Source organism: Pantoea sp. GW821-FHT03E06, assembly GCF_059420725.1.
The window spans coordinates 3,129,752-3,148,062 of sequence record NZ_JBWKUG010000001.1; the positions used below are offsets into that span (position 1 = coordinate 3,129,752).

19 protein-coding genes are annotated in these 18,311 nt (G+C 53.7%); 7 read left to right on the top strand and 12 right to left on the bottom strand.

Features of this window, described 5'->3' with window-relative positions:
* Positions 1–3 precede the first annotated feature (3 nt).
* The 7 genes from AC07WB_RS14615 to AC07WB_RS14645 form a co-directional block, all read right to left on the bottom strand.
* Positions 4–267: a EutN/CcmL family microcompartment protein gene (locus AC07WB_RS14615; RefSeq protein ID WP_097096353.1), complete on the bottom strand. Its 264-nt coding sequence runs from the start codon at positions 265–267 to the stop codon at positions 4–6.
* Between the two features lie 18 nt (positions 268–285).
* Positions 286–1,872 carry an acetaldehyde dehydrogenase (acetylating) gene (locus AC07WB_RS14620; protein WP_494940727.1) on the bottom strand — a complete coding sequence of 529 codons (1,587 nt, stop codon included), beginning with the start codon at positions 1,870–1,872 and terminating at the stop codon, positions 286–288.
* A gap of 38 nt (positions 1,873–1,910) precedes the next feature.
* Entirely contained in the window at positions 1,911–2,189 is a 279-nt protein-coding gene (locus AC07WB_RS14625) for a BMC domain-containing protein (protein WP_064739610.1), read from the bottom strand.
* Between the two features lie 14 nt (positions 2,190–2,203).
* Positions 2,204–2,488 (bottom strand): BMC domain-containing protein, encoded by a 285-nt coding sequence (locus AC07WB_RS14630; protein ID WP_097096351.1) that lies wholly within the window; start codon positions 2,486–2,488, stop codon positions 2,204–2,206.
* A 14-nt stretch (positions 2,489–2,502) separates the two neighbouring features.
* Entirely contained in the window at positions 2,503–2,781 is a 279-nt protein-coding gene (locus AC07WB_RS14635) for a BMC domain-containing protein (protein ID WP_064739612.1), read from the bottom strand.
* A gap of 398 nt (positions 2,782–3,179) precedes the next feature.
* Complete coding sequence (locus AC07WB_RS14640) at positions 3,180–3,698, bottom strand: FidL-like protein (RefSeq protein ID WP_494940728.1); 519 nt, start codon at positions 3,696–3,698, stop codon at positions 3,180–3,182.
* Complete coding sequence (locus AC07WB_RS14645) at positions 3,695–4,474, bottom strand: winged helix-turn-helix domain-containing protein (protein WP_494941077.1); 780 nt, start codon at positions 4,472–4,474, stop codon at positions 3,695–3,697. The genes AC07WB_RS14640 and AC07WB_RS14645 overlap by 4 nt, the downstream gene beginning before the upstream one ends.
* Positions 4,475–4,992: 518 nt before the next feature.
* Between AC07WB_RS14645 and AC07WB_RS14650 the strand changes: the two genes are divergently transcribed.
* Complete coding sequence (locus AC07WB_RS14650) at positions 4,993–5,652, top strand: epoxyqueuosine reductase QueH (RefSeq protein ID WP_097096347.1); 660 nt, start codon at positions 4,993–4,995, stop codon at positions 5,650–5,652.
* Between the two features lie 136 nt (positions 5,653–5,788).
* On the opposite strand, the gene mgtA is transcribed toward AC07WB_RS14650, so the two are convergent.
* Positions 5,789–8,512 carry a magnesium-translocating P-type ATPase gene (gene mgtA / locus AC07WB_RS14655; RefSeq protein WP_097096346.1) on the bottom strand — a complete coding sequence of 908 codons (2,724 nt, stop codon included), beginning with the start codon at positions 8,510–8,512 and terminating at the stop codon, positions 5,789–5,791.
* A gap of 794 nt (positions 8,513–9,306) precedes the next feature.
* Here mgtA and AC07WB_RS14660 point away from each other — a divergent pair.
* The 6 genes from AC07WB_RS14660 to speG are packed head-to-tail and all read left to right on the top strand — an operon-like array spanning position 9,307 to position 14,831.
* Entirely contained in the window at positions 9,307–10,875 is a 1,569-nt protein-coding gene (locus tag AC07WB_RS14660) for an ABC transporter substrate-binding protein (protein ID WP_494940729.1), read from the top strand.
* A complete protein-coding gene (locus AC07WB_RS14665) occupies positions 10,875–11,927 on the top strand; it encodes an ABC transporter permease (protein WP_494940730.1) in 1,053 nt (350 codons plus the stop codon). Before AC07WB_RS14660 ends, AC07WB_RS14665 begins: the two co-directional genes overlap by 1 nt.
* The gene (locus AC07WB_RS14670; protein WP_008101592.1) at positions 11,924–12,781 is read left to right on the top strand and encodes an ABC transporter permease; all 858 of its coding nucleotides are present in this window, start codon (positions 11,924–11,926) and stop codon (positions 12,779–12,781) included. Before AC07WB_RS14665 ends, AC07WB_RS14670 begins: the two co-directional genes overlap by 4 nt.
* Positions 12,771–13,604, top strand: coding sequence for an ABC transporter ATP-binding protein (locus tag AC07WB_RS14675; protein WP_494940731.1), 834 nt, complete (start codon positions 12,771–12,773; stop codon positions 13,602–13,604). The genes AC07WB_RS14670 and AC07WB_RS14675 overlap by 11 nt, the downstream gene beginning before the upstream one ends.
* The gene (locus AC07WB_RS14680; RefSeq protein WP_097096342.1) at positions 13,597–14,289 is read left to right on the top strand and encodes an ABC transporter ATP-binding protein; all 693 of its coding nucleotides are present in this window, start codon (positions 13,597–13,599) and stop codon (positions 14,287–14,289) included. The genes AC07WB_RS14675 and AC07WB_RS14680 overlap by 8 nt, the downstream gene beginning before the upstream one ends.
* Positions 14,286–14,831, top strand: coding sequence for a spermidine N1-acetyltransferase (gene speG, locus AC07WB_RS14685; protein WP_494940732.1), 546 nt, complete (start codon positions 14,286–14,288; stop codon positions 14,829–14,831). The genes AC07WB_RS14680 and speG overlap by 4 nt, the downstream gene beginning before the upstream one ends.
* A gap of 83 nt (positions 14,832–14,914) precedes the next feature.
* Here the strand turns inward: speG and AC07WB_RS14690 are convergent, their stop codons facing one another.
* The 4 genes from AC07WB_RS14690 to AC07WB_RS14705 all read right to left on the bottom strand — a co-directional run bounded on the left by AC07WB_RS14690 (position 14,915) and on the right by AC07WB_RS14705 (position 18,232).
* Complete coding sequence (locus AC07WB_RS14690) at positions 14,915–15,334, bottom strand: hypothetical protein (protein WP_097096341.1); 420 nt, start codon at positions 15,332–15,334, stop codon at positions 14,915–14,917.
* An 87-nt stretch (positions 15,335–15,421) separates the two neighbouring features.
* On the bottom strand, positions 15,422–16,354 hold the full coding sequence (gene mmuM, locus AC07WB_RS14695; RefSeq protein ID WP_494940733.1) for a homocysteine S-methyltransferase: 933 nt from the start codon (positions 16,352–16,354) through the stop codon (positions 15,422–15,424).
* A complete protein-coding gene (gene mmuP / locus AC07WB_RS14700) occupies positions 16,344–17,759 on the bottom strand; it encodes an S-methylmethionine permease (RefSeq protein ID WP_494940734.1) in 1,416 nt (471 codons plus the stop codon). Before mmuP ends, mmuM begins: the two co-directional genes overlap by 11 nt.
* 134 nt (positions 17,760–17,893) lie before the next feature.
* Entirely contained in the window at positions 17,894–18,232 is a 339-nt protein-coding gene (locus tag AC07WB_RS14705) for a DUF2002 family protein (RefSeq protein ID WP_007886422.1), read from the bottom strand.
* Positions 18,233–18,311 lie beyond the last annotated feature (79 nt).

An 18,311-nucleotide genomic window follows, 5' to 3' on the forward strand; every position in this document is an offset into this window, starting at 1 on the left:
TGTTCACTCCCTTACGTCACGGAACACTTTCTCGACAATGGCAACCACCGACATCGCTTTGTACTGCTCTTTGTTCAGGGCGAAATAATTTTCAGCCAACACCACATCGCCCATTCCTGCCCCAACGCTATCGACGGCAACCCAGGTTCGGTCCGGCATCGTCTGCTGATCATCATCCAGAGCGGTAATCAGCAATAAATTACTGCCCCGCAGCGCATCACACTTTTGCGTTGCAACCACATGGCCCGTAACCTTTGCGAGAATCATCGTAATAACCGCCTTTATTCAAAGAGTTGCCGGAGATTGTTTAGCCAGAACCTGGCGGATGATGCGTTCAACCTGTTGCGAGCTGACGTCACCGGTTGACGCTGTTTCCGTTGCCACGTGGTTAAAGCGCTGGTCATCCGCACCCTGTTTAAAACGCGCATCATCAAAAATGCTCGCCGGCGAAGGGCTAGCGGTAACCGCTTCAGGCAGTACTGTGGTTATTGGGGTTTGCGGAGGACGTAAATCGGTCATCGACCGCACGCCATATCCCACTTTACGAATGTTGATAAGATTGAGCGGGCTAACATTGTCCGAGCTGGAACCCCCGCCAATCGCGCCACAACCCAGCGTTAGAGCGGGCATGATATTGGTGGTTGCACCAATGCCGCCCAGTGCCGCAGGGGTGTTGACCAAAATGCGATGGACCGGTTTTTCCAGGCTGAACTGGCGAACAACCTGCTGGTCGCGGGTATGAATAACTAACGTATGCCCAACACCCTCGTTAGTCAGCAGCTCAACCACGCGCTGACAGGCATGATGTCCATCTTCTTCGACATACATTCCCAGTACCGGACACAATTTCTCGCGCGCATAAGGGTTCGCACGCGATACCTCAGTTTGCTCAGCAATCAACACTCGCGTGGTGGGCGGCACGCTGAATCCAGCCATGTTGCTCAGTACCTGGGCGCTTTTACCGACCACTTGCGGATTGATGCTGCCATTAGCTCGTAGCAGTAATGCCGCCATTTTTGCCGCCTGGTCTGGATTCATGAACCAGCCACCTTGAGCTTCTAATTCGCGTCGCGTTTCGGCATAGATGCATCGTTCAACGATGATCGACTGCTCTGAGGCGCAAATAACGCCGTTATCGAAGGTCTTACTGGTGATGATGTCCGAGACGGCCTGCTTAATGTCTGCACTGCGTTCGATAAATGCGGGACCGTTACCTGGCCCGCCGCTGATCGTTGGTGTGCCTGAGGCATAGGCCGCCCGCACCATGCCTTCACCACCCGTTGCAAGAATCAGTGAAATATCTTTGCTGTGCATCAGTTCAGCAGTGGCTTCCTGAGTGAGCTGGCTTAGCCCACTAACGATACCCACAGGAGCGCCTGCTTCTGCGGCAGCCTGCGCGACTATTTCGATAGCGCGCAAACTGCACTGGCGTGCGCCGGGATGAGGTGAGAAAACAATCGCATTACCGGCTTTGAGTGCGATCAGCGTCTTGTAAAAAATGGTCGAGGTAGGATTGGTCGAGGGTACCAGCGCACAAATCACACCTAACGGCACGCCAATATCCATCACTTGCTTTGCGGAGTCTTCGTGGATAATACCCACGGTTTTCATCGCGTTGATGGCCGCAAAAACCTGCAGTGACGCAAACTGATTTTTTAAGGTTTTATCCTGCCAGTTGCCAAAGCCGGTCTCTTCGCAGGCCATTCGGCCCAAAGCTTCAGCGTGCTGTGCAGCCTGACGTGCAATATGTTCAACCACCTTGTCTATCTGCTGCTGAGTAAACATGGCGAATTGCGTCTGGGCACTTTTCGCCTTACGCACTAACTCCCGCGCCTGCTGGCGGGAGCTTAAATCGCGGTCTAGTTCATTCATGAGTCAATCCTTCATCAGCGCACAAATGGCGGAATGCATCAGGCTTTGTGTTGCGCCGCAATTTTTTCAATGTCGTTATGCGGACGCGCAATGACGCGGGCCGTCACAACTTCGCCAATGCGTTTGGCCGCTTCAACACCGGAATCCACCGCGGCATTAACCGCGCCAACATCGCCTTTCACCATGGCGGTCACCAGGCCGGACCCGACGTTTTCATAGCCAATCAGCTCTACGTTGGCGGCTTTACACATCGCATCGGCGGCTTCGATACAGGCCACCAATCCCTTGGTTTCAATCAAACCGAGTGCTTCTTTCATGATTGTGTCTCCCTTTATTCAGCCACTTTGTACTGCATAATGATTTTGTTGATGTCGTTGTGCGGACGCGCAATGACTAATGAGGTGACGACTTCACCGATACGCTGTGCAGATTCCACCCCTGAATCCACCGCCGCTTTTACCGCGCCGACATCCCCTTTGACCATCGCCGTCACCAGCCCCGAACCGACATTTTCATAGCCAATCAGCTCTACGTTGGCGGCTTTACACATGGCATCAGCGGCTTCGATACAGGCCACCAAGCCTTTGGTTTCAATCAGACCTAATGCATCGCCCATTTGCGTTCTCCCGTTTAAGCTTTGTGTTTGATGACAATTTTGTTGATATCGTTATGAGGACGCGCAATCACCAGCGACGTCACTACAGCACCCAGCCGTTCTGCAGATTCCACACCGGATTCCACTGCGGCTTTCACGGCGCCAACATCTCCTTTCACCATGGCGGTAACTAAACCAGACCCCACATTTTCATAACCAATCAGCTGTACATTGGCGGATTTACACATTGCATCTGCTGCTTCAATACAGGCGACTAATCCTTTGGTTTCGATCAGCCCTAATGCATCTCCCATAACCTCTCCTCCATGGTTGTCGAGCGCCTAACTGGCCGCAGTAAACCGTCGTTACCGGTTCGAAACTCAATATAGGGAATGCAAAACTTAACGAAACATAAATCCACAACCTTGATATATTTAGATATAAATTCTGTTTTTTATGTCTCTGATACGTGATTTTTATCCTTTTATCCTGTTTTGGTTGTTCCCTCAGACAAGCTCACTGCCTGCATTGAAGCGTCGAATACGGTCTATAAGCTTTGTTATTTAAATGCTGCCTGGGTGATAAAAAGAGGTTCGCCACCATGGGAAAAGTGTGGGCAACATCATTATTTCGTGTGGGATTAAGGACGGATGCTTTGGGGCTGGGGAGAGCTGTAAATGAGCACTGCAGTGTCGTCGTAAGAAAAGAGCGTTCAGCTGAGTTTGTTACCCGGTTTCAGAGTGCAAACAAAAAGAGGGGAATTGATAGAACCGATCAATACTGCTTTGTCATTTAGCTTTTGTACGCTAAGAAAAAGGCCGTCATGGCTATCGGACATCTCACGCATGAAGTAATCGAATATCACATCGGGAGATTCATCTATAGAGGAGGCACTCGCTTGCCACTGAACAATACGATACTGACGTTCAGCGGGTGAAATACGTTGACTGGAATAATTGAACGAAACATAGCGCTGTAAATACAGCGATCCGGATGCTGAGTGGGTATATCCCTCAACGATCAGTGAACCCTTACCCTGCTCGCGAAAATTAAAATGAACATTCGCATTGATGTTCTCATACTGCATGCCTTCAAAACGCATAATGGCTTTGGTTGCACAACTCAACTCATCTACCTTGCGCTCTGATAAAAAATGCCAACCTGAAATGAGTGCAGTTGCTGCAGTAACAAACGCAGAAGCGATAAAAAACGGACGCGGCGCGATTTTCATGTAGGATTCCATGAATAATAGAAATAGCTATCGCAGTAGCTGAAGTCATTCCCTCTCTGTTTAGCACAGTGGGCTAAGAAAACGCGACCAAGACCTTGCTTTTGCAATTTATCCCCATAGAAGAAAATAAATTTCCGGCCAGGTAAACACTCAACATTGAGGTTTTTTCGCACGGCATTAAAATTTTTGACATAGGCAGTTTGATTAAATGTCGCCAACATCTCTTCTTCTACAGATAATTCACATTGCTCCTGATGTAAATGTGTCAACGTTGTGGCTGACGCAGCCAATCCGTCATAAAACGTGAATATCATCAGTAAAAAAGCCAGGCTCAATAATATTGCGCTGGCGAGATACCAGAAGGTTGTACTTAACGAGAAATTATCCGCGGTGGAGAAGGTATCCGGCGTATTGATGACAATATCAGGTAAAAGATTGGCTGGGGATGTCATAACTTCAACGCTAATAGCCGGATTTAGCTGAAGATTGCCTCGCGAGATGCTCACGATAACATTGTCTACGCCGTAAAGGCGGAATGTCTTACGCAGCATGCTGAGATATTGATTCAGGTTGCTATTGGATGAGGTGTGGCCGTTATCATCCCAGACGCGCTTAAGTACTTCGTCTCGATTAACAACGCCGGTATTTTGCAGAAAGAAAAGTAATAATGTACTGGCGGTGACAGAAAGATGACTTTCAGATGTAGCGCTGTCACACGGAGTTAGGGTGCCGTCTACCGCATCAAATATTAAGCAGGCATTGAGAGTATAACGCATCATCCTTTACCACTTGTCCCGGCTAACACATCCCTTTCCCGGTGCGTGATTGTTGATTCTATTTATTACGCACACCTTATCTGAAACAGCACGCATCATAGCGAGGAGCCCGGTGACATTTTTTTGACGCTTATCAATAACCCTCTCAACCTAAAGATCGACATGTAATTAGTGCGGTAAGGCTCACAAAAACAGCTCAATCATTGACGAATAAAGATTAATCATTTGATTGTAATAAATTTAATTTTAATGCGCTTTTATGTTGTAAGAAAATAGCTGAATGCTTGATTAAAATTAACACCACTATGCTTTTTTAAATAAGCCATTAACCGCAAACCTTTAAATAAACATCACCTTAAAATCACTATAACTTTAATTTATATCATTAATTACCCCTTGTAAGTGTGCCCGAACAGAAAGCGCCCTTCAGCGCAAAGCGGTGAAATAATCAGTGATTTTTGCATCTTCCATCCAATCCCCTTAGACTTTACCCATCACCCAATCAACCAGTTCCTCTTATGTCTGACACCTTTAAACGCCAGCCGCTGCCCTTACCCAATGGCCATAATAAAGTACTGCTGCACTCCTGCTGTGCCCCCTGCTCGGGCGAAGTGATGGAAGCAATGCTGGCTTCCGGCATTGACTACACCATTTTCTTCTACAACCCGAACATTCATCCGCTGAAAGAGTATGAGCTACGCAAAGAGGAGAACATCCGCTTTGCCGAACAGTTTGGCGTGCCGTTTGTTGATGCCGATTACGACAAAGATAACTGGTTTGAACGTGCGCGTGGCATGGAGTGGGAGCCGGAGCGCGGCGTGCGATGCACCATGTGTTTTGATATGCGCTTTGAGCGTACCGCGCTGTATGCGCATGAAAACGGCTTCCCGGTAATCACCAGTTCTCTCGGCATTTCGCGCTGGAAGAATATGCAGCAGATTAACGACTGCGGTGTTCGTGCCGCAGCCCACTATCCTGACATGCTTTATTGGGAGTTTAACTGGCGCAAAGGCGGGGGATCGTCACGCATGATCGAAATCAGCAAGCGTGAACGTTTCTATCAGCAGGAGTATTGCGGCTGCATTTATTCGCTGCGCGACAGTAATCGACATCGCGTTGCCAGCGGTCGCGAGCGCATTGAAATCGGCGTGCAGTATTACCAGCCAGACGAAGAGTAAAGAAAAGGGCAGGAAATCCTGCCCTTTATTTTTGTTAACGAAATACCAGCGTTAACACCACGATGATCACCATCATTAAGATCAGATGGAATACCACCTTATTGAGATTCCGGTTCCGCATATCGTCTCCATGTGCTTAAAACCACTGACCGAAACGCTTGATGTAGAGCATTTTCATGCCCTGCGCGACCACGCAGTAGCCGAGAAGCGTTGCCACCAGCCATGGGAAGTACGTCCACGGCAGCGGCACTAAACCCACCATGGTGCCAAGCGGCGAGAACGGCAGAAGAATACCGGCGATCATCACACATGCGGTAGTCAACAGCACCGGCAGCGCAGCACGACTCTGAATGAACGGAATCTTCTGCGTGCGCAGCATGTGCACCACCAGCGTTTGTGACAGCAAGCCTTCAATAAACCAGCCTGACTGGAACAGCGACTGCATTTCTGGCGTATTCGCCGCAAATACGTACCACATCAGCGCAAAAGTGGTGATATCAAAAATTGACGATGTTGGCCCAATCCACAACATAAAGCGTTTGATATTACGCGCATCCCATTTGCGTGGTTTACGCAGGAATTCGCGGTCCATTTTGTCCCACGGCAGCGCCAGCTGGGACAGATCGTACATCAGGTTCTGGATCAGCAGATGAATCGCCAGCATCGGCAGGAACGGAATAAAGGCGCTTGCGACCAACACCGAGAACACATTGCCAAAGTTAGAACTGGCGGTCATATTCAGGTACTTGATGATATTGCCGAAGGTTTCGCGTCCTTTCATTACGCCCTCTTCCAGCACCATCAAATCCTTCTCCAGCAGAATGATATCGGAAGATTCTTTCGCGATATCGGCCGCGCTATCAACGGAAATCCCCACATCGGCATCACGCAGCGCTGGCGCATCATTAATGCCATCCCCCAGGAAGCCAACAGTATGTCCCTGCTGCTGCAACGCACGCAGGATGCGAGATTTCTGTAGCGGCGTGAGTTTAGCGAAGACGGAACTTTGCGCCGCTGCGGCCGCCAACTGCTCGTCACTCATCAGGGCAATTTGATCGCCGGTAACAATCGCACCGCTATCAATGCCAACCTGCTGGCAGATGCGCGCCGTCACCACAGGATTGTCGCCGGTTAATACTTTAACGCTGACGCCATTTTCACGTAGTGCGCCGATCGCTTTAGCCGCGCTCTCTTTCGGCGGATCGAGGAAGGTCAGCAGCCCTTCAACGGTTAATCCCTGTTCATCCGCCACGCTTAGCGGCTGCTGTAAACCAGGCTCCGCCAGCACGCGACTGGCCACCAGCAGCACCCGGAAGCCCTGTTCATTATATTGATGCGCCAGCGCGAGCAGTTCTGCACGGCGCGTTTCGTTCAGCGGCTGTACCAGCTTGCCTTCACGCTCGGCGGTGGCGATGCTCAGCATCTCTTCCACCGCCCCTTTGCAGATCAGCATCTGCTGATTCAGGCGACGATCGCGTACCACCACCGAGACGCGACGACGGATGAAATCAAACGGCAGTTCATCCACTTTGATGTAGCTGTCGCCCACCGCCTCGCTGACGCGGTTTTTGCCGTACTGCAAAATGGCGCGATCCATCAGGTTCAGCGTGCCACTTTGATAGTGGCTGTTGAGCCAACTCAGCATCAGCACGCGTGAGTTTTCTACTCCAGCACAATCCAGATGATGCTCGAGAATGATGTTGTCCTGCGTCAGCGTGCCGGTTTTATCGGTACACAGGATGTCCATCGCGCCAAGGTTTTGAATCGCGTTCAGGCGTTTGACGATCACTTTGCGGCGTGACATGGCAATCGCGCCTTTCGCCAAATTGGAACTGACGATCATCGGCAGCATTTCCGGCGTCAAACCTACCGCCACTGCCAGCGCAAACAATGAGGCATCCAGCCAGTCCCCTTTGGTTAGGCCATTAATCAACAGAACGATCGGCACCATCACCAGCATGAAGCGGATCAGCAGCCAGCTGACGCTGTTAACACCCCGGTCAAAGGCGGTTTGTGAGCGGTTACCAACAATCGATTTCGCCAGACTGCCGAAGTAGGTTTCGCTGCCGGTCGCCACCACCACGGCTTTGGCGCTGCCGCTGGAGACGTTGGTGCCCATCAGGCATACGCTGCCCAATTCCAGCAGTGAAGCGCCCTGCTCGCTGGTGCTGCTACTTTTGCTGGTGACATTGGCCGTGACGTCATACTTTTCAACCGGCAAAGATTCGCCAGTCAAAATCGCCTGGCTGATAAACAGATCGCGCGAATCCAGCAGACGCACATCGGCAGGAACTAAATCCCCTGCGGAAAGATAGATAATGTCGCCCGGTACCAGTGTGGCGATATCCACTTCCTGTTTAACAGGGGGTTCCTGCGCCGATTCACGACGCAGCACGGTAGCGGTGGTGCGCACCATGGATTTCAGCGCCTGCGCCGCTTTGTTGGTGCGGAACTCCTGCCAGAAACGCAGCAAACCGCTGAGCGTTACCATCGTCACAATGATGATGACACCGGTCAGATCGGTCTCCTCCCCCTTGCGCAGCGGCAGCCAGTAATCGGTGAAAAAGCTCACCAGCGCCAGCGCCATCAAAACATAGATAAACGGGTTGTTGAACGCTTGCAGCAGTTGCACCAGCGCCGGTGGCGCTTTGTCATGTTCCACCTGATTACGGCCATACACCGCTAAGCGCGCTTCGGCTTCACGCTCATTCAGGCCAAGCGCATCGCTGCGCAGGCGTACCAGCGTTTCATCGGCGGTAAAACCGGCTTCATCTTCAATCAGATAACGGGGGGTTTTTTGACGCGGCTGGCGCGTAGTGTTCCAGGCTTTTTTGTCCTGGTTGAGTTTCATGTCAGTCATGATGACATTCCTCTTTTTTACGGCAATAAATATCCCTGCGTGCCGGGCACACATAAAGGGGGAATTAAATTAACGCTTAAGCGTTGTTAAATTAAAAATAACCTGTCGGGAATTTCCATATCACCTCCCGGAAATTAATGGCGGATCGACGTCCTCGTTAAATAACGAGTCATTATTAATGACGATGGAAAACACCACGCAATAAGTCAGTAACAACCTGACTCGTGCGCAGGGAAATTTAGCACGCTGAGATTCAGCGCGCGCATCGAGGCGGAGGGAAAAGTGCGTTTAAAATCATGTGCATGATGCTATTCCCACGGGCTTTAGCCCGCTACAGTGTCGTATAAGAGGGAACAATCATCAGAAAGAGGAGGATTGCTGCCCGCCATAGTGGCAAGCAGCGACAAAAGAATTCGCGCGTCAGCTTGCCTTGTGTTGCCATCTAAAAGGGTGACTGTCCAACTGAATTCTCCTGCTTTGAAATTGCGGCTATTATATTCCTGGCAAAGGCGAAGTAAAGTTAATTATCTGTAACTCAACACTCATTTAAATTCCGTTGTAGTTGAGTTGATATTAACTATTCCGGTCGCCATTAATAGCGACCCTACAAGGAAATTTGTTTTTCGTAGGGTGCGCATTTATGCGCACCGGGCAAACAGCTTTAGGTCTAGAACAAGCCTTATAACTGAACCCTACGACTTAGATCATTAATGCATATGCATAGCCTCAAATTGACTATTCTTCACTGCCGCGCTCTCGTAAACTCGCGTTACTTTTTAAGGCAAGGAAACAACATGAAAAAAATCATTCCCTCACTGCTGGCGTTATCGCTGGCGGCCGCCTTCTCGGTTCAGGCAGCAACACCAAAAGATACTCTGGTTATTGCGCAGTCAACGGATGATGCCGATAGCTTCGATCCCGCCCAAGGCTTTGAGCTCACGACGGTGCAAGCGTTCACTAACATCTATCAACGTCTGGTTCAGTCCGATCCGACTAACCCCACCGATTTGCAGCCAACGCTGGCCACCTCCTGGAAAGCCGCCGATGATAATCGCAGCCTGACGTTTGAACTGCGCAAAGGCGCACAGTTCGCCAGCGGCAACCCGCTGCGTCCGGAAGACGTCATCTTCTCACTCGGTCGCGTAGTTAAACTGAACCTCGATCCCTCCTTTATTCTTACCCAGCTCGGCTGGAATAAAGACAATGTTGATACCTTCCTGAAAAAGGTCGATGACAATCATGTACAGATTAGCTGGAGCGCCAACGTCAGCCCGGCCTATGTACTGAGCCTGCTGTCTGCGCCAGTCTCCTCAATTGTGGATGAGAAAACTGCGCAGGCGAATGCGAAAAACGGCGATTTTGGCCACGCCTGGCTCGGCACCCATTCGGCCGGCAGCGGCCCGTATCAGATTCGCAAAGTGGTGCTGCATGAAGCGATTCTGCTGGCGGCGAACCCAACCTCTCCAGCGGGCGCACCGAAGCTGAAAAATATCCTGATCAAAAACGTGCCGGAACCGGCTGCGCGTCGCCTGCTGCTGGAACAGGGTGATGTGGATATCGCACGTAACCTTGGTGCCGACCAGATTGCCTCATTAAAAGGCAAGGCGGGCGTGAAAACGGAAGCCATTCCTATGGCGTCGCTCTATTACATTCAGTTCAATACCGGCGATAACCCGGTGTTGAAAAACCCGGCGCTGTGGGAAGCGGCACGTTACCTGTTCGATTATAAAGGCATCGCCAACGACCTGTTGAAAGGCCAGTTCGACGTGCACCAAACTTTCCTGCCGAAAGGTTTCCTCGGTGCAATTAACGACACGCCATACAGCTACGATCCTGAGAAAGCCAAAGCGATTCTGAAGAAAGCCGGCCTGACCAACGTCAGCTTTACGCTCTCCACCAGCAACCAGCCGCCTTATCTCGATATCGCACAGGCGTTGCAGGGCAGCTTCGCTAAAGGTGGTGTGAAAGTGGAAGTGCAGCCGGGCCTGAGTTCGGAAGTCTCTACCCGCGTGAAAGCGCACAAATATCAAGCCACTCTGAACGCCTGGGGCGCGGACTATTTCGATCCGAACACCAACGCGGCTTCCTTCGCCTACAACCCGGAAGATGGCAGTAAAACCGTGGCGTACCGTTCTGACTGGCACATTCCAGAGCTGAACAAGCAAACCCTGGCCGCCACCGCCGAGAGCGATACCAATAAGCGCGTTGAGCTGTATCAGGCGATGCAGCGTGAAGTGCTGAAAAACTCGCCGTATGTGATTGGCTTGCAGGCAAAAAACCTGATTGCGCTGCGCGACAATCTGCAAGGCTATGTGCAGGGCATCAACCCAGACATGGTGTACTACTCGCAGGTTTCTAAGTAATGGCAGTGTCAGCTTCACAGGCCGGGTTCGCCCGGCCGCTCTGGCAACGCGTTAGCCACCTCGTCACCAGCCTGCTTTCTCTGCTGGTGACGCTGATCGGTTTGTTAGCGTTCACTTTTATGCTGTCGCATCTGTCGCCTGTCGATCCGGTGCAGCAGATCGCCGGCGATCACGCCAGCGAGGCCACCTATGCGCAGGTACGCCGCGATCTCGGGCTCGATCAGCCGGTGCTGGTGCAGTTCTGGCGCTATATCAGCCATCTGGCGCACGGCGACCTCGGCTTATCGCATCTCACCAACCAGCCGGTTAGCGCCGATCTGATGCGTACTTTCCCGGCCACCCTTGAACTGGCAACCTGTGCAATGATTTTTGCCGCGGTGTTCGGCATTGCTTTAGCGCTCCTGGCGGCGTGGAAGCCAGGCAGCATTATCGATAACGTCGCACGTTTTGTTTCGCTACTCGGCTATTCTGTGCCGGTGTTCTGGCTGGGTTTGCTGGGGTTGCTGCTGTTTTACGCCGTGCTGCACTGGTCGGCCGGACCGGGCCAGCTCGACGACATCTGGATCTACACGCTGGAGCCGAAAACCGGCTTTGTGCTGATTGATAGCTGGATGTCCGGCGATCCCGAAATGTTCCGCAATGCCATTGCCCACCTGTGGCTGCCGGTGGTGATTCTTGGTCTGCTGGCGATGGCGGGAATTACGCGCCTGCTGCGCGCTGCGCTGCTGGAAGAGAGCAACAAAGAGTATGTGGTACTGGCGCGCGCCAAAGGCGCCAGCCGCAGCCGCATCCTGCTGCGCCATATTTTCCCTAACGTGCTGGGCACGCTGATTACCGTCATCGCCCTCTCCTACGCCACGCTGCTGGAAGGTTCGGTATTGACCGAAACGGTATTTGCCTGGCCGGGCGTCGGTCGCTATATGACTAACGCGCTGTTTTCCTCTGATGTACCGGCGATTCTCGGCTCGACCTTGCTGATTGGCAGCTGCTTCATTCTGCTCAACGCGCTGGCCGACGCCCTGACCTGGTTAACCGATCCGAGAACCCGATGACTCAACAACTCTCTGAACTGGAAACGCTGCGCCCGCGCCGCCGGCGCGCCCGCGTGACCTCGCTCACTATCGGCCTGACGCTGGTGCTGATTGTGGTGGCGATGGCGCTGTTCGCACCCTTGCTGGCGCCGTTTGATCCCAATGCGCAGATCATCTCCCAGCGTTTACAAGCGCCGTCGGCGCTGCACTGGTTCGGCACCGATGGCTTTGGCCGCGATTTGCTGTCGCGCGTGATTTATGGTGCGCGCCCGACGTTGCTGCTGGTGTCGCTGATTCTGGTGCTGACCATTCCGGTTGGCCTGCTGGTCGGCATCACTGCCGGTTACGTGGGCGGCTGGACCGAACGCGTATTAATGCGCATCACCGATATCTTCCTGTCGCTGCCGAATCTGGTGATCGCGCTGGCGCTGGTCGCCATGCTTGGTCCTGGTTTGATGAATGGCGCGCTGGCGCTGGCGCTCACCAGCTGGCCGCCGTTCGCGCGTCAGGCGCGTGCCGAAACGCTGGCGCTGCGCCGCAGTGATTATCTTGCGGCCGCGCGGATGCAGGGCATCACCGGCTTGCGCCTGATGTTTGGCCACATTCTGCCGCTGTGTATGCCAACGGCGGTGGTACGCGCCGCACTGAGTCTCGGCGGTATTATTTTGTCTGCCGCCGGATTGGGCTTTCTCGGCATGGGCGTGCAACCGCCAACCGCCGAATGGGGTTCGATGGTGGCCGAAGGCAGTAAAGTGATTTTCGACCAATGGTGGGTTGCCGCCGCGCCCGGCGGAGCCATTCTGTTCGCCAGCCTGGCGTTTAACCTGACAGGCGATGGCCTGCGCGATCGACTGGATACTCGCCATGCCAAATGACCCGTTAATTGATGTACAAGGCCTGACGATCCGCAGCGATGATGCGCTGCTGGTTGACAATATCGGCTTTCAAATTGGCCGCGAACGCGTTGCGCTAGTGGGGGAATCCGGTTCCGGTAAATCGCTGACCGCCCGCACGCTAATGGGCTTGCTGTCGCCTTCGCTGCAGCTGCAGGCCGACCGTTTGCAGATTGTCGGCACCGATGCATTGAGCCTGCGCGAGCGCGACTGGATCCAGCTGCGCGGCAGTAAAGTGGCGATGGTGATGCAGGATCCAAAATACGCACTCAATCCCACGCGCACCATTGGCTGGCAGGTGGAAGAGCCGCTGGTGCTGCACCACAAATTGAGCCGCGCCGAGCGCAAAGAGAAGGTGTGTGAAATGCTCGATGCGGTCGGCTTGCCCGATCCGCGTCAGTTAATGAAGCGCTATCCGCATCAACTGTCTGGCGGCATGGGACAACGCGTGATGCTGGCGATCGCCCTGATTACCGATCCCGAATTGCTGATTGCCGATGAACCGACGTCGGCGCTCGATCATGCTATGCGCGATCAGGTGCTGGCGCTGATTCGCCGTTTAGTAGAACAGCGCAATATGGGTTTGCTGCTGATCAGCCACGATCTGCAACAGGTTGCCGAACACTGCGAACGCGTGATGGTGATGTATCAGGGCCGGGTGCTGGATACCTTGCCGGCGTCTGAGCTGTCCAACGCCAGCCATCCTTACACCAGCACGTTGTGGGCCTGTCGTCCGAGCAAAGCCACGCACGGCGAACGTTTACCGGTGCTGGACCGTGCCGCGCTGGAGAGAAATTATGATTGAGTTAGCCAACCTGAGCGTGTCGCACAAGCAAGGTTACGAGCTGCGCACCGTAGTGCACGATGTGTCGCTGCAGGTGGCCGCGGGGGAATGCTTTGGTCTGGTCGGTCCGTCGGGCTGCGGCAAGTCGTCGCTGCTGTGGGTGCTGGCCGGATTGAATCCGCACTGGAGCGGCAGCATGTCGCTGGCAAACACCGCCGTGCAACCGGGCAAAGCGTTTACCGGACAGTTGCGCCGCGATGTGCAGATGGTATTTCAGGATCCCTATGCCTCGCTGCATCCACGTCATCGTCTGCGCCGCACCCTGGCAGAGCCGCTGAAAATGCTGAAGCGTGATAATATCGACGATCGTATTAACGCCGGTTTCCGCCATGTCGGGTTGGATCCGGCGCTGGCGGATCGTTATCCGCATCAGCTTTCGGGCGGCCAGCGTCAGCGCGTAGCCATTGTGCGTGCCCTGCTGCTGGAGCCGAAGATCCTGCTGCTGGATGAGCCGACTTCGGCGCTGGATATGTCAGTGCAGGCCGAGATCCTCAACCTGCTCAACGATCTGAAACAGAAAGATGGGTTAACCATGGTGCTGGTCAGCCACGATCCCGACGTGATCGATCACATGTGCGATCGCGCGGCGCGTATGGCGCAGGGCCGCATTGTGGAGCAACATTCAACCACAAGGAACACCGTATGACGGTTAAGTTACGTCCGCTGGAGCGGGAAGATTTGCGCTTTGTGCACCAATTAGATAACAACGCCAGCGTGATGCGTTACTGGTTTGAAGAGCCTTATGAAGCGTTTGTCGAGCTTTCCGATCTGTATGACAAACATATTCACGATCAAACCGAGCGTCGTTTTGTCGTGGAGCATGATGGGCATAAAGCGGGTCTGGTGGAGCTGGTCGAAATTAATCACGTGCATCGCCGCGCTGAATTTCAGATCATTATCGATCCTTCCCATCAGGGCAAAGGCTTAGCCATCAAAGCGGCAAAGTTGGCGATGGATTACGGCTTTTCGGTGCTGAATCTCTACAAACTCTATCTGATTGTTGATCAGGAGAATAAGAAGGCGATTCACATCTACACCAAGCTCGGCTTTGAAGTGGAAGGCGTGCTGAAGCACGAATTTTTCATTAATGGCGAGTACCGCAATACTATCCGCATGTGCATTTTCCAGCAGCAATATCTGGCGCAGCATAAACCCGCCACGGCGATGGTGAAACCTACCGCGCAGTGATGACGATTTGGTCGTTATGAATGGCGACCCTACGTTAATGCAGCCGGGTTTTCGTAGGGTGCGCATTCATGCGCACCTGAATATCAGCCGCGCGCGCCTACTACGTTCAGCTTCGGCTGCGGATGTTCAGGTTTGAGATCGTACATGCCGCCATAGAAAGGATCGACCAGCAGCCAGCCGGGGAAGCCCAGCAGCGGGATATTGCCGATCAAATACCACAGATTCGCGTTGGCCTCGATCGGCAGCGTTACCGGCACGTAGCCCGGACTCTCCAGCATCACCTGATAGTGCTTCTTGCCAAAGTAGTTACCGGTGGATTTTGCCAGCTCGACGGTTTGCGGCGTATACCCCTGCGCTACCGCGCGGCCGGTCTCATCCTGCACGGTGAAACGTGCGCCTTGCGGCACAGAGTCAATTTTTACCGGTTGCGTTTCAGTGCCGACAATGGTGGCGCAACCGCTCAACAGCAGCGCACAGGCAGGAAAAAGGTGTCGCAGGTTCATAGCAGGTCCGCTTCAGCATCAGAAAGGAGAGTTTACCCCGCCCTTCTGTGCTTAATCGCGCTAGTACTGATGCTTTTCTGCGCTTTATTACGGTTGACAACAGGCGGCAATCGCCGCGATATCCTGCGGTGTGGTGCGGCAGCAGCCGCCAATCAGACGCGCGCCGGCCTGTTGCCATTCATGGAACTTGTCGTGCAGCGTGCAACCCGACGGTGCCGAGTGCCAGCTTTTGCTGCTGGCATCGTACTGCTCGCCGGAGTTCGGATAGACCAGCAGCGGCTTATCGCTCTGCACCTGCAAGTTGCGCAGGGCTGGCGTTACGCTCTCCAGCGCCACGCAGTTGATGCCAATTGCTAGCACCTGCGGCGCGCCATTCACCAGCTCGGCCACTTGGCTCAGCGGCGTTCCGTCGCTGATGTGCTCAGCATCGCGCAGGGTAAAGGAGAACCATGCGCAACTGTCAGGGAACTCGGCCAGCAAGCTTATCAGCGCCTGCGCTTCGGCAAACGACGGCAGCGTTTCACACGCCAGCAGATCAACACCCGCCTCCAGCAACGCCTTCACGCGTGGACGATGGAACGCTTTCATCTCCTCTTCCGGTAGCGCGTAATCACCGCGATACTCGGCGCCATTGGCCAGAAACGCACCGTACGGCCCGACAGAACCGGCCACCAACAGCGGTGCGGTGCTGGCAGATGATGCGCGATAGTCGTCGCGCGCACGCTGCGCCAGCTGCACGCTTTGTTTGATCAGGGCCAGCGCCTGCGCTTCATCTAATCCACGCGCGGCAAACCCCTGCGGCGTGGCCTGATAGCTGGCGGTGATTGCCACATGTGCGCCTGCGGCAAAGTAGTCGTGATGCACCTGATAAATCAGCTCTGGATTTTCCATCAGCACTTTGGCCGACCACAGCGCATCGGCCAGATTGCAGCCGTGCGCCTCCAGTTCGGTGGCCAGCGCACCATCCAGAATCAGCGTGTCAGTGTGGGTTAGTGCCTGGGCGATGGGATTACGCGGCATCGTTGGCCTCCTCAGCCTTAAGAGATGATTTACGTCGTTGCGTGACATGGTAGGCGGCATAGCAGAACAGCACAAAGGGAATGCCGCACCATAGCGCAATACGCTGCGACGGATCGAACGCTAAACCGACACATGCTAACAAGCACAATAGGAAACCGAGAATCGGCGTGAGCGGATAAAGCGGCGCGCGATAGGCCAGCTGTTGCAATGTGCCGCCCGCCTGCAGATGGCGACGACGAAACACATAATGCGAGGCGCAAATACTCAACCACACTGCCACCACGGCAAAACCCGCAATCGCCGACAATGCGACAAACACCGTGTCCGCCGCAATCACGCTTGAGAATAGCGCCAGCAGCCCGCCCAGCATGCTTACCGTTAACGCCAGCACCGGAATGCCACGACGGTTTACTCGCGCAAAACAGCGCGGCAAGGTGTTCTCATTGGCCAGCGACCACAGCATGCGGCCGGAAGCGTACAAGCCGGAGTTAGCCGCTGACAGGATGGCAGTCAGGATCACAAAGTTAAAGATATCCGCCGCGTAAGGGATGCCGATCTTTTCAAACACCAGCACAAACGGACTTTTGACAATGCCCGCCTGATCCATTGGGATCAGCGCCGCCAGCACGAACACCGTGCCAATAAAGAAGATGATCAAGCGTGCAACCGTGGTACGGATCGCCAGCGGCAGCGCTTTTTGTGGCTGTTCGGTTTCACCGGCGGCGATACCGATCAATTCCGTGCCGGAGAAAGCGAAGTTCACCGCCACCATGGTCATCAGAATCGGCAAGGTGCCGTGCGGCAGCCAGCCTGATGCGGTGAGATTGTGTAATCCCGGCGCCGCGCTGCCATCTTTCATCGGAATAAAACCGAAGATCGCGCCCGCGCCAAAGATAATAAAGGCGATGATGGTAACCACTTTGATGATGGAGAACCAAAATTCGCCTTCGGCAAAGAAACGCGTCGAGACGATATTTAACAGGTAAATGGCGCTACAGAACACCAAGCACCACAGCCATACCGGCACGCTCGGGAACCAGTACTGCATACAAAAGCCGGCGGCAGTCAGGCTGGATCCCAGCGCAACCGTCCAGGTCAGCCAATACAGCCAGGCGACGGTATAACCGGTTGCCGGGCTGAGATAACGTGTAGCATAGACGTGGAACGCGCCGGTTTCCGGCATCGCCACCGCCAGTTCGCCGAGGCACACCATCACCAGCCATACCACCAGCGCGCCAATCAGATAGGCCAGCAAGGTGCCGGCAGCGCCGGTAGTTGAAATGATGTAACCGGTATTGAAAAACAATCCGGTACCAATCACACCGCCCAGCGACAGCATGACCAGATGCCGTACCTTCATGGTGCGCTTAAAGTTTTCCTGTGGAGGGAGATCCTGAGTTTGCATCAATATTATCCGTATGGACGTCTGAACATCTATATGGACACAGGGTTATACGCGTCGGCGTGACGATTTGCAACGTGGCAGAAGGTAAGGATTTAGGGGAAAGGTGTGCGGCCCCGCGAACACGGGGCGCAGCATCAGGCGCCGAAAACGCCTTGCAGATAACGCTCAAGCGCCACGCGCGAGCTGAAGCCGTGCGGAATGCCGTAATGCTCCTGCGAATCGCCCATTAAATAGAGCGGGAATTGGGTGTAGTGATCGCAGGTTTTCATTTCCGACGCCGGTTCAGCAAAGCCGTGGCTTTTCTCTTTCAGCGTAGGGTGAATAATCAACGCAGTACGTCCCATACGCGCTTCACGATTGACGTAGACATAGTTTTCGCCGCGACGATAACCGTAAATCTTTGGCGTCTGGGTATCCATTTCGAAGCCCGCTTTCTCTAGTACGCGTGCTACCTCATCGGGTCGTAAATACATGCTTGCTCCTCTCTTCTCACAGCCCCGCAACCTTACAACAGCAGGATGGCATGGGCATTCGGAATTTTCCCTAAAGCCT

Bases quoted from the DNA above. Each gene is read 5' to 3' on its own strand.
- AC07WB_RS14690 (WP_097096341.1), bottom strand. From the start codon at position 15,334: ATGAACCTGCGACACCTTTTTCCTGCCTGTGCGCTGCTGTTGAGCGGT.
- speG (WP_494940732.1), top strand. From the start codon at position 14,286: ATGACGGTTAAGTTACGTCCGCTGGAGCGGGAAGATTTGCGCTTTGTG.
- AC07WB_RS14630 (WP_097096351.1), bottom strand. From the start codon at position 2,488: ATGGGCGATGCATTAGGTCTGATTGAAACCAAAGGCTTGGTGGCCTGT.
- AC07WB_RS14625 (WP_064739610.1), bottom strand. From the start codon at position 2,189: ATGAAAGAAGCACTCGGTTTGATTGAAACCAAGGGATTGGTGGCCTGT.
- AC07WB_RS14680 (WP_097096342.1), top strand. From the start codon at position 13,597: ATGATTGAGTTAGCCAACCTGAGCGTGTCGCACAAGCAAGGTTACGAG.
- AC07WB_RS14665 (WP_494940730.1), top strand. From the start codon at position 10,875: ATGGCAGTGTCAGCTTCACAGGCCGGGTTCGCCCGGCCGCTCTGGCAA.
- AC07WB_RS14650 (WP_097096347.1), top strand. From the start codon at position 4,993: ATGTCTGACACCTTTAAACGCCAGCCGCTGCCCTTACCCAATGGCCAT.
- AC07WB_RS14620 (WP_494940727.1), bottom strand. From the start codon at position 1,872: ATGAATGAACTAGACCGCGATTTAAGCTCCCGCCAGCAGGCGCGGGAG.
- AC07WB_RS14670 (WP_008101592.1), top strand. From the start codon at position 11,924: ATGACTCAACAACTCTCTGAACTGGAAACGCTGCGCCCGCGCCGCCGG.
- mmuP (WP_494940734.1), bottom strand. From the start codon at position 17,759: ATGCAAACTCAGGATCTCCCTCCACAGGAAAACTTTAAGCGCACCATG.
- AC07WB_RS14635 (WP_064739612.1), bottom strand. From the start codon at position 2,781: ATGGGAGATGCATTAGGGCTGATCGAAACCAAAGGATTAGTCGCCTGT.
- AC07WB_RS14705 (WP_007886422.1), bottom strand. From the start codon at position 18,232: ATGTATTTACGACCCGATGAGGTAGCACGCGTACTAGAGAAAGCGGGC.
- mgtA (WP_097096346.1), bottom strand. From the start codon at position 8,512: ATGACTGACATGAAACTCAACCAGGACAAAAAAGCCTGGAACACTACG.
- AC07WB_RS14660 (WP_494940729.1), top strand. From the start codon at position 9,307: ATGAAAAAAATCATTCCCTCACTGCTGGCGTTATCGCTGGCGGCCGCC.
- mmuM (WP_494940733.1), bottom strand. From the start codon at position 16,354: ATGCCGCGTAATCCCATCGCCCAGGCACTAACCCACACTGACACGCTG.
- AC07WB_RS14640 (WP_494940728.1), bottom strand. From the start codon at position 3,698: ATGAAAATCGCGCCGCGTCCGTTTTTTATCGCTTCTGCGTTTGTTACT.
- AC07WB_RS14615 (WP_097096353.1), bottom strand. From the start codon at position 267: ATGATTCTCGCAAAGGTTACGGGCCATGTGGTTGCAACGCAAAAGTGT.
- AC07WB_RS14675 (WP_494940731.1), top strand. From the start codon at position 12,771: ATGCCAAATGACCCGTTAATTGATGTACAAGGCCTGACGATCCGCAGC.
- AC07WB_RS14645 (WP_494941077.1), bottom strand. From the start codon at position 4,474: ATGCGTTATACTCTCAATGCCTGCTTAATATTTGATGCGGTAGACGGC.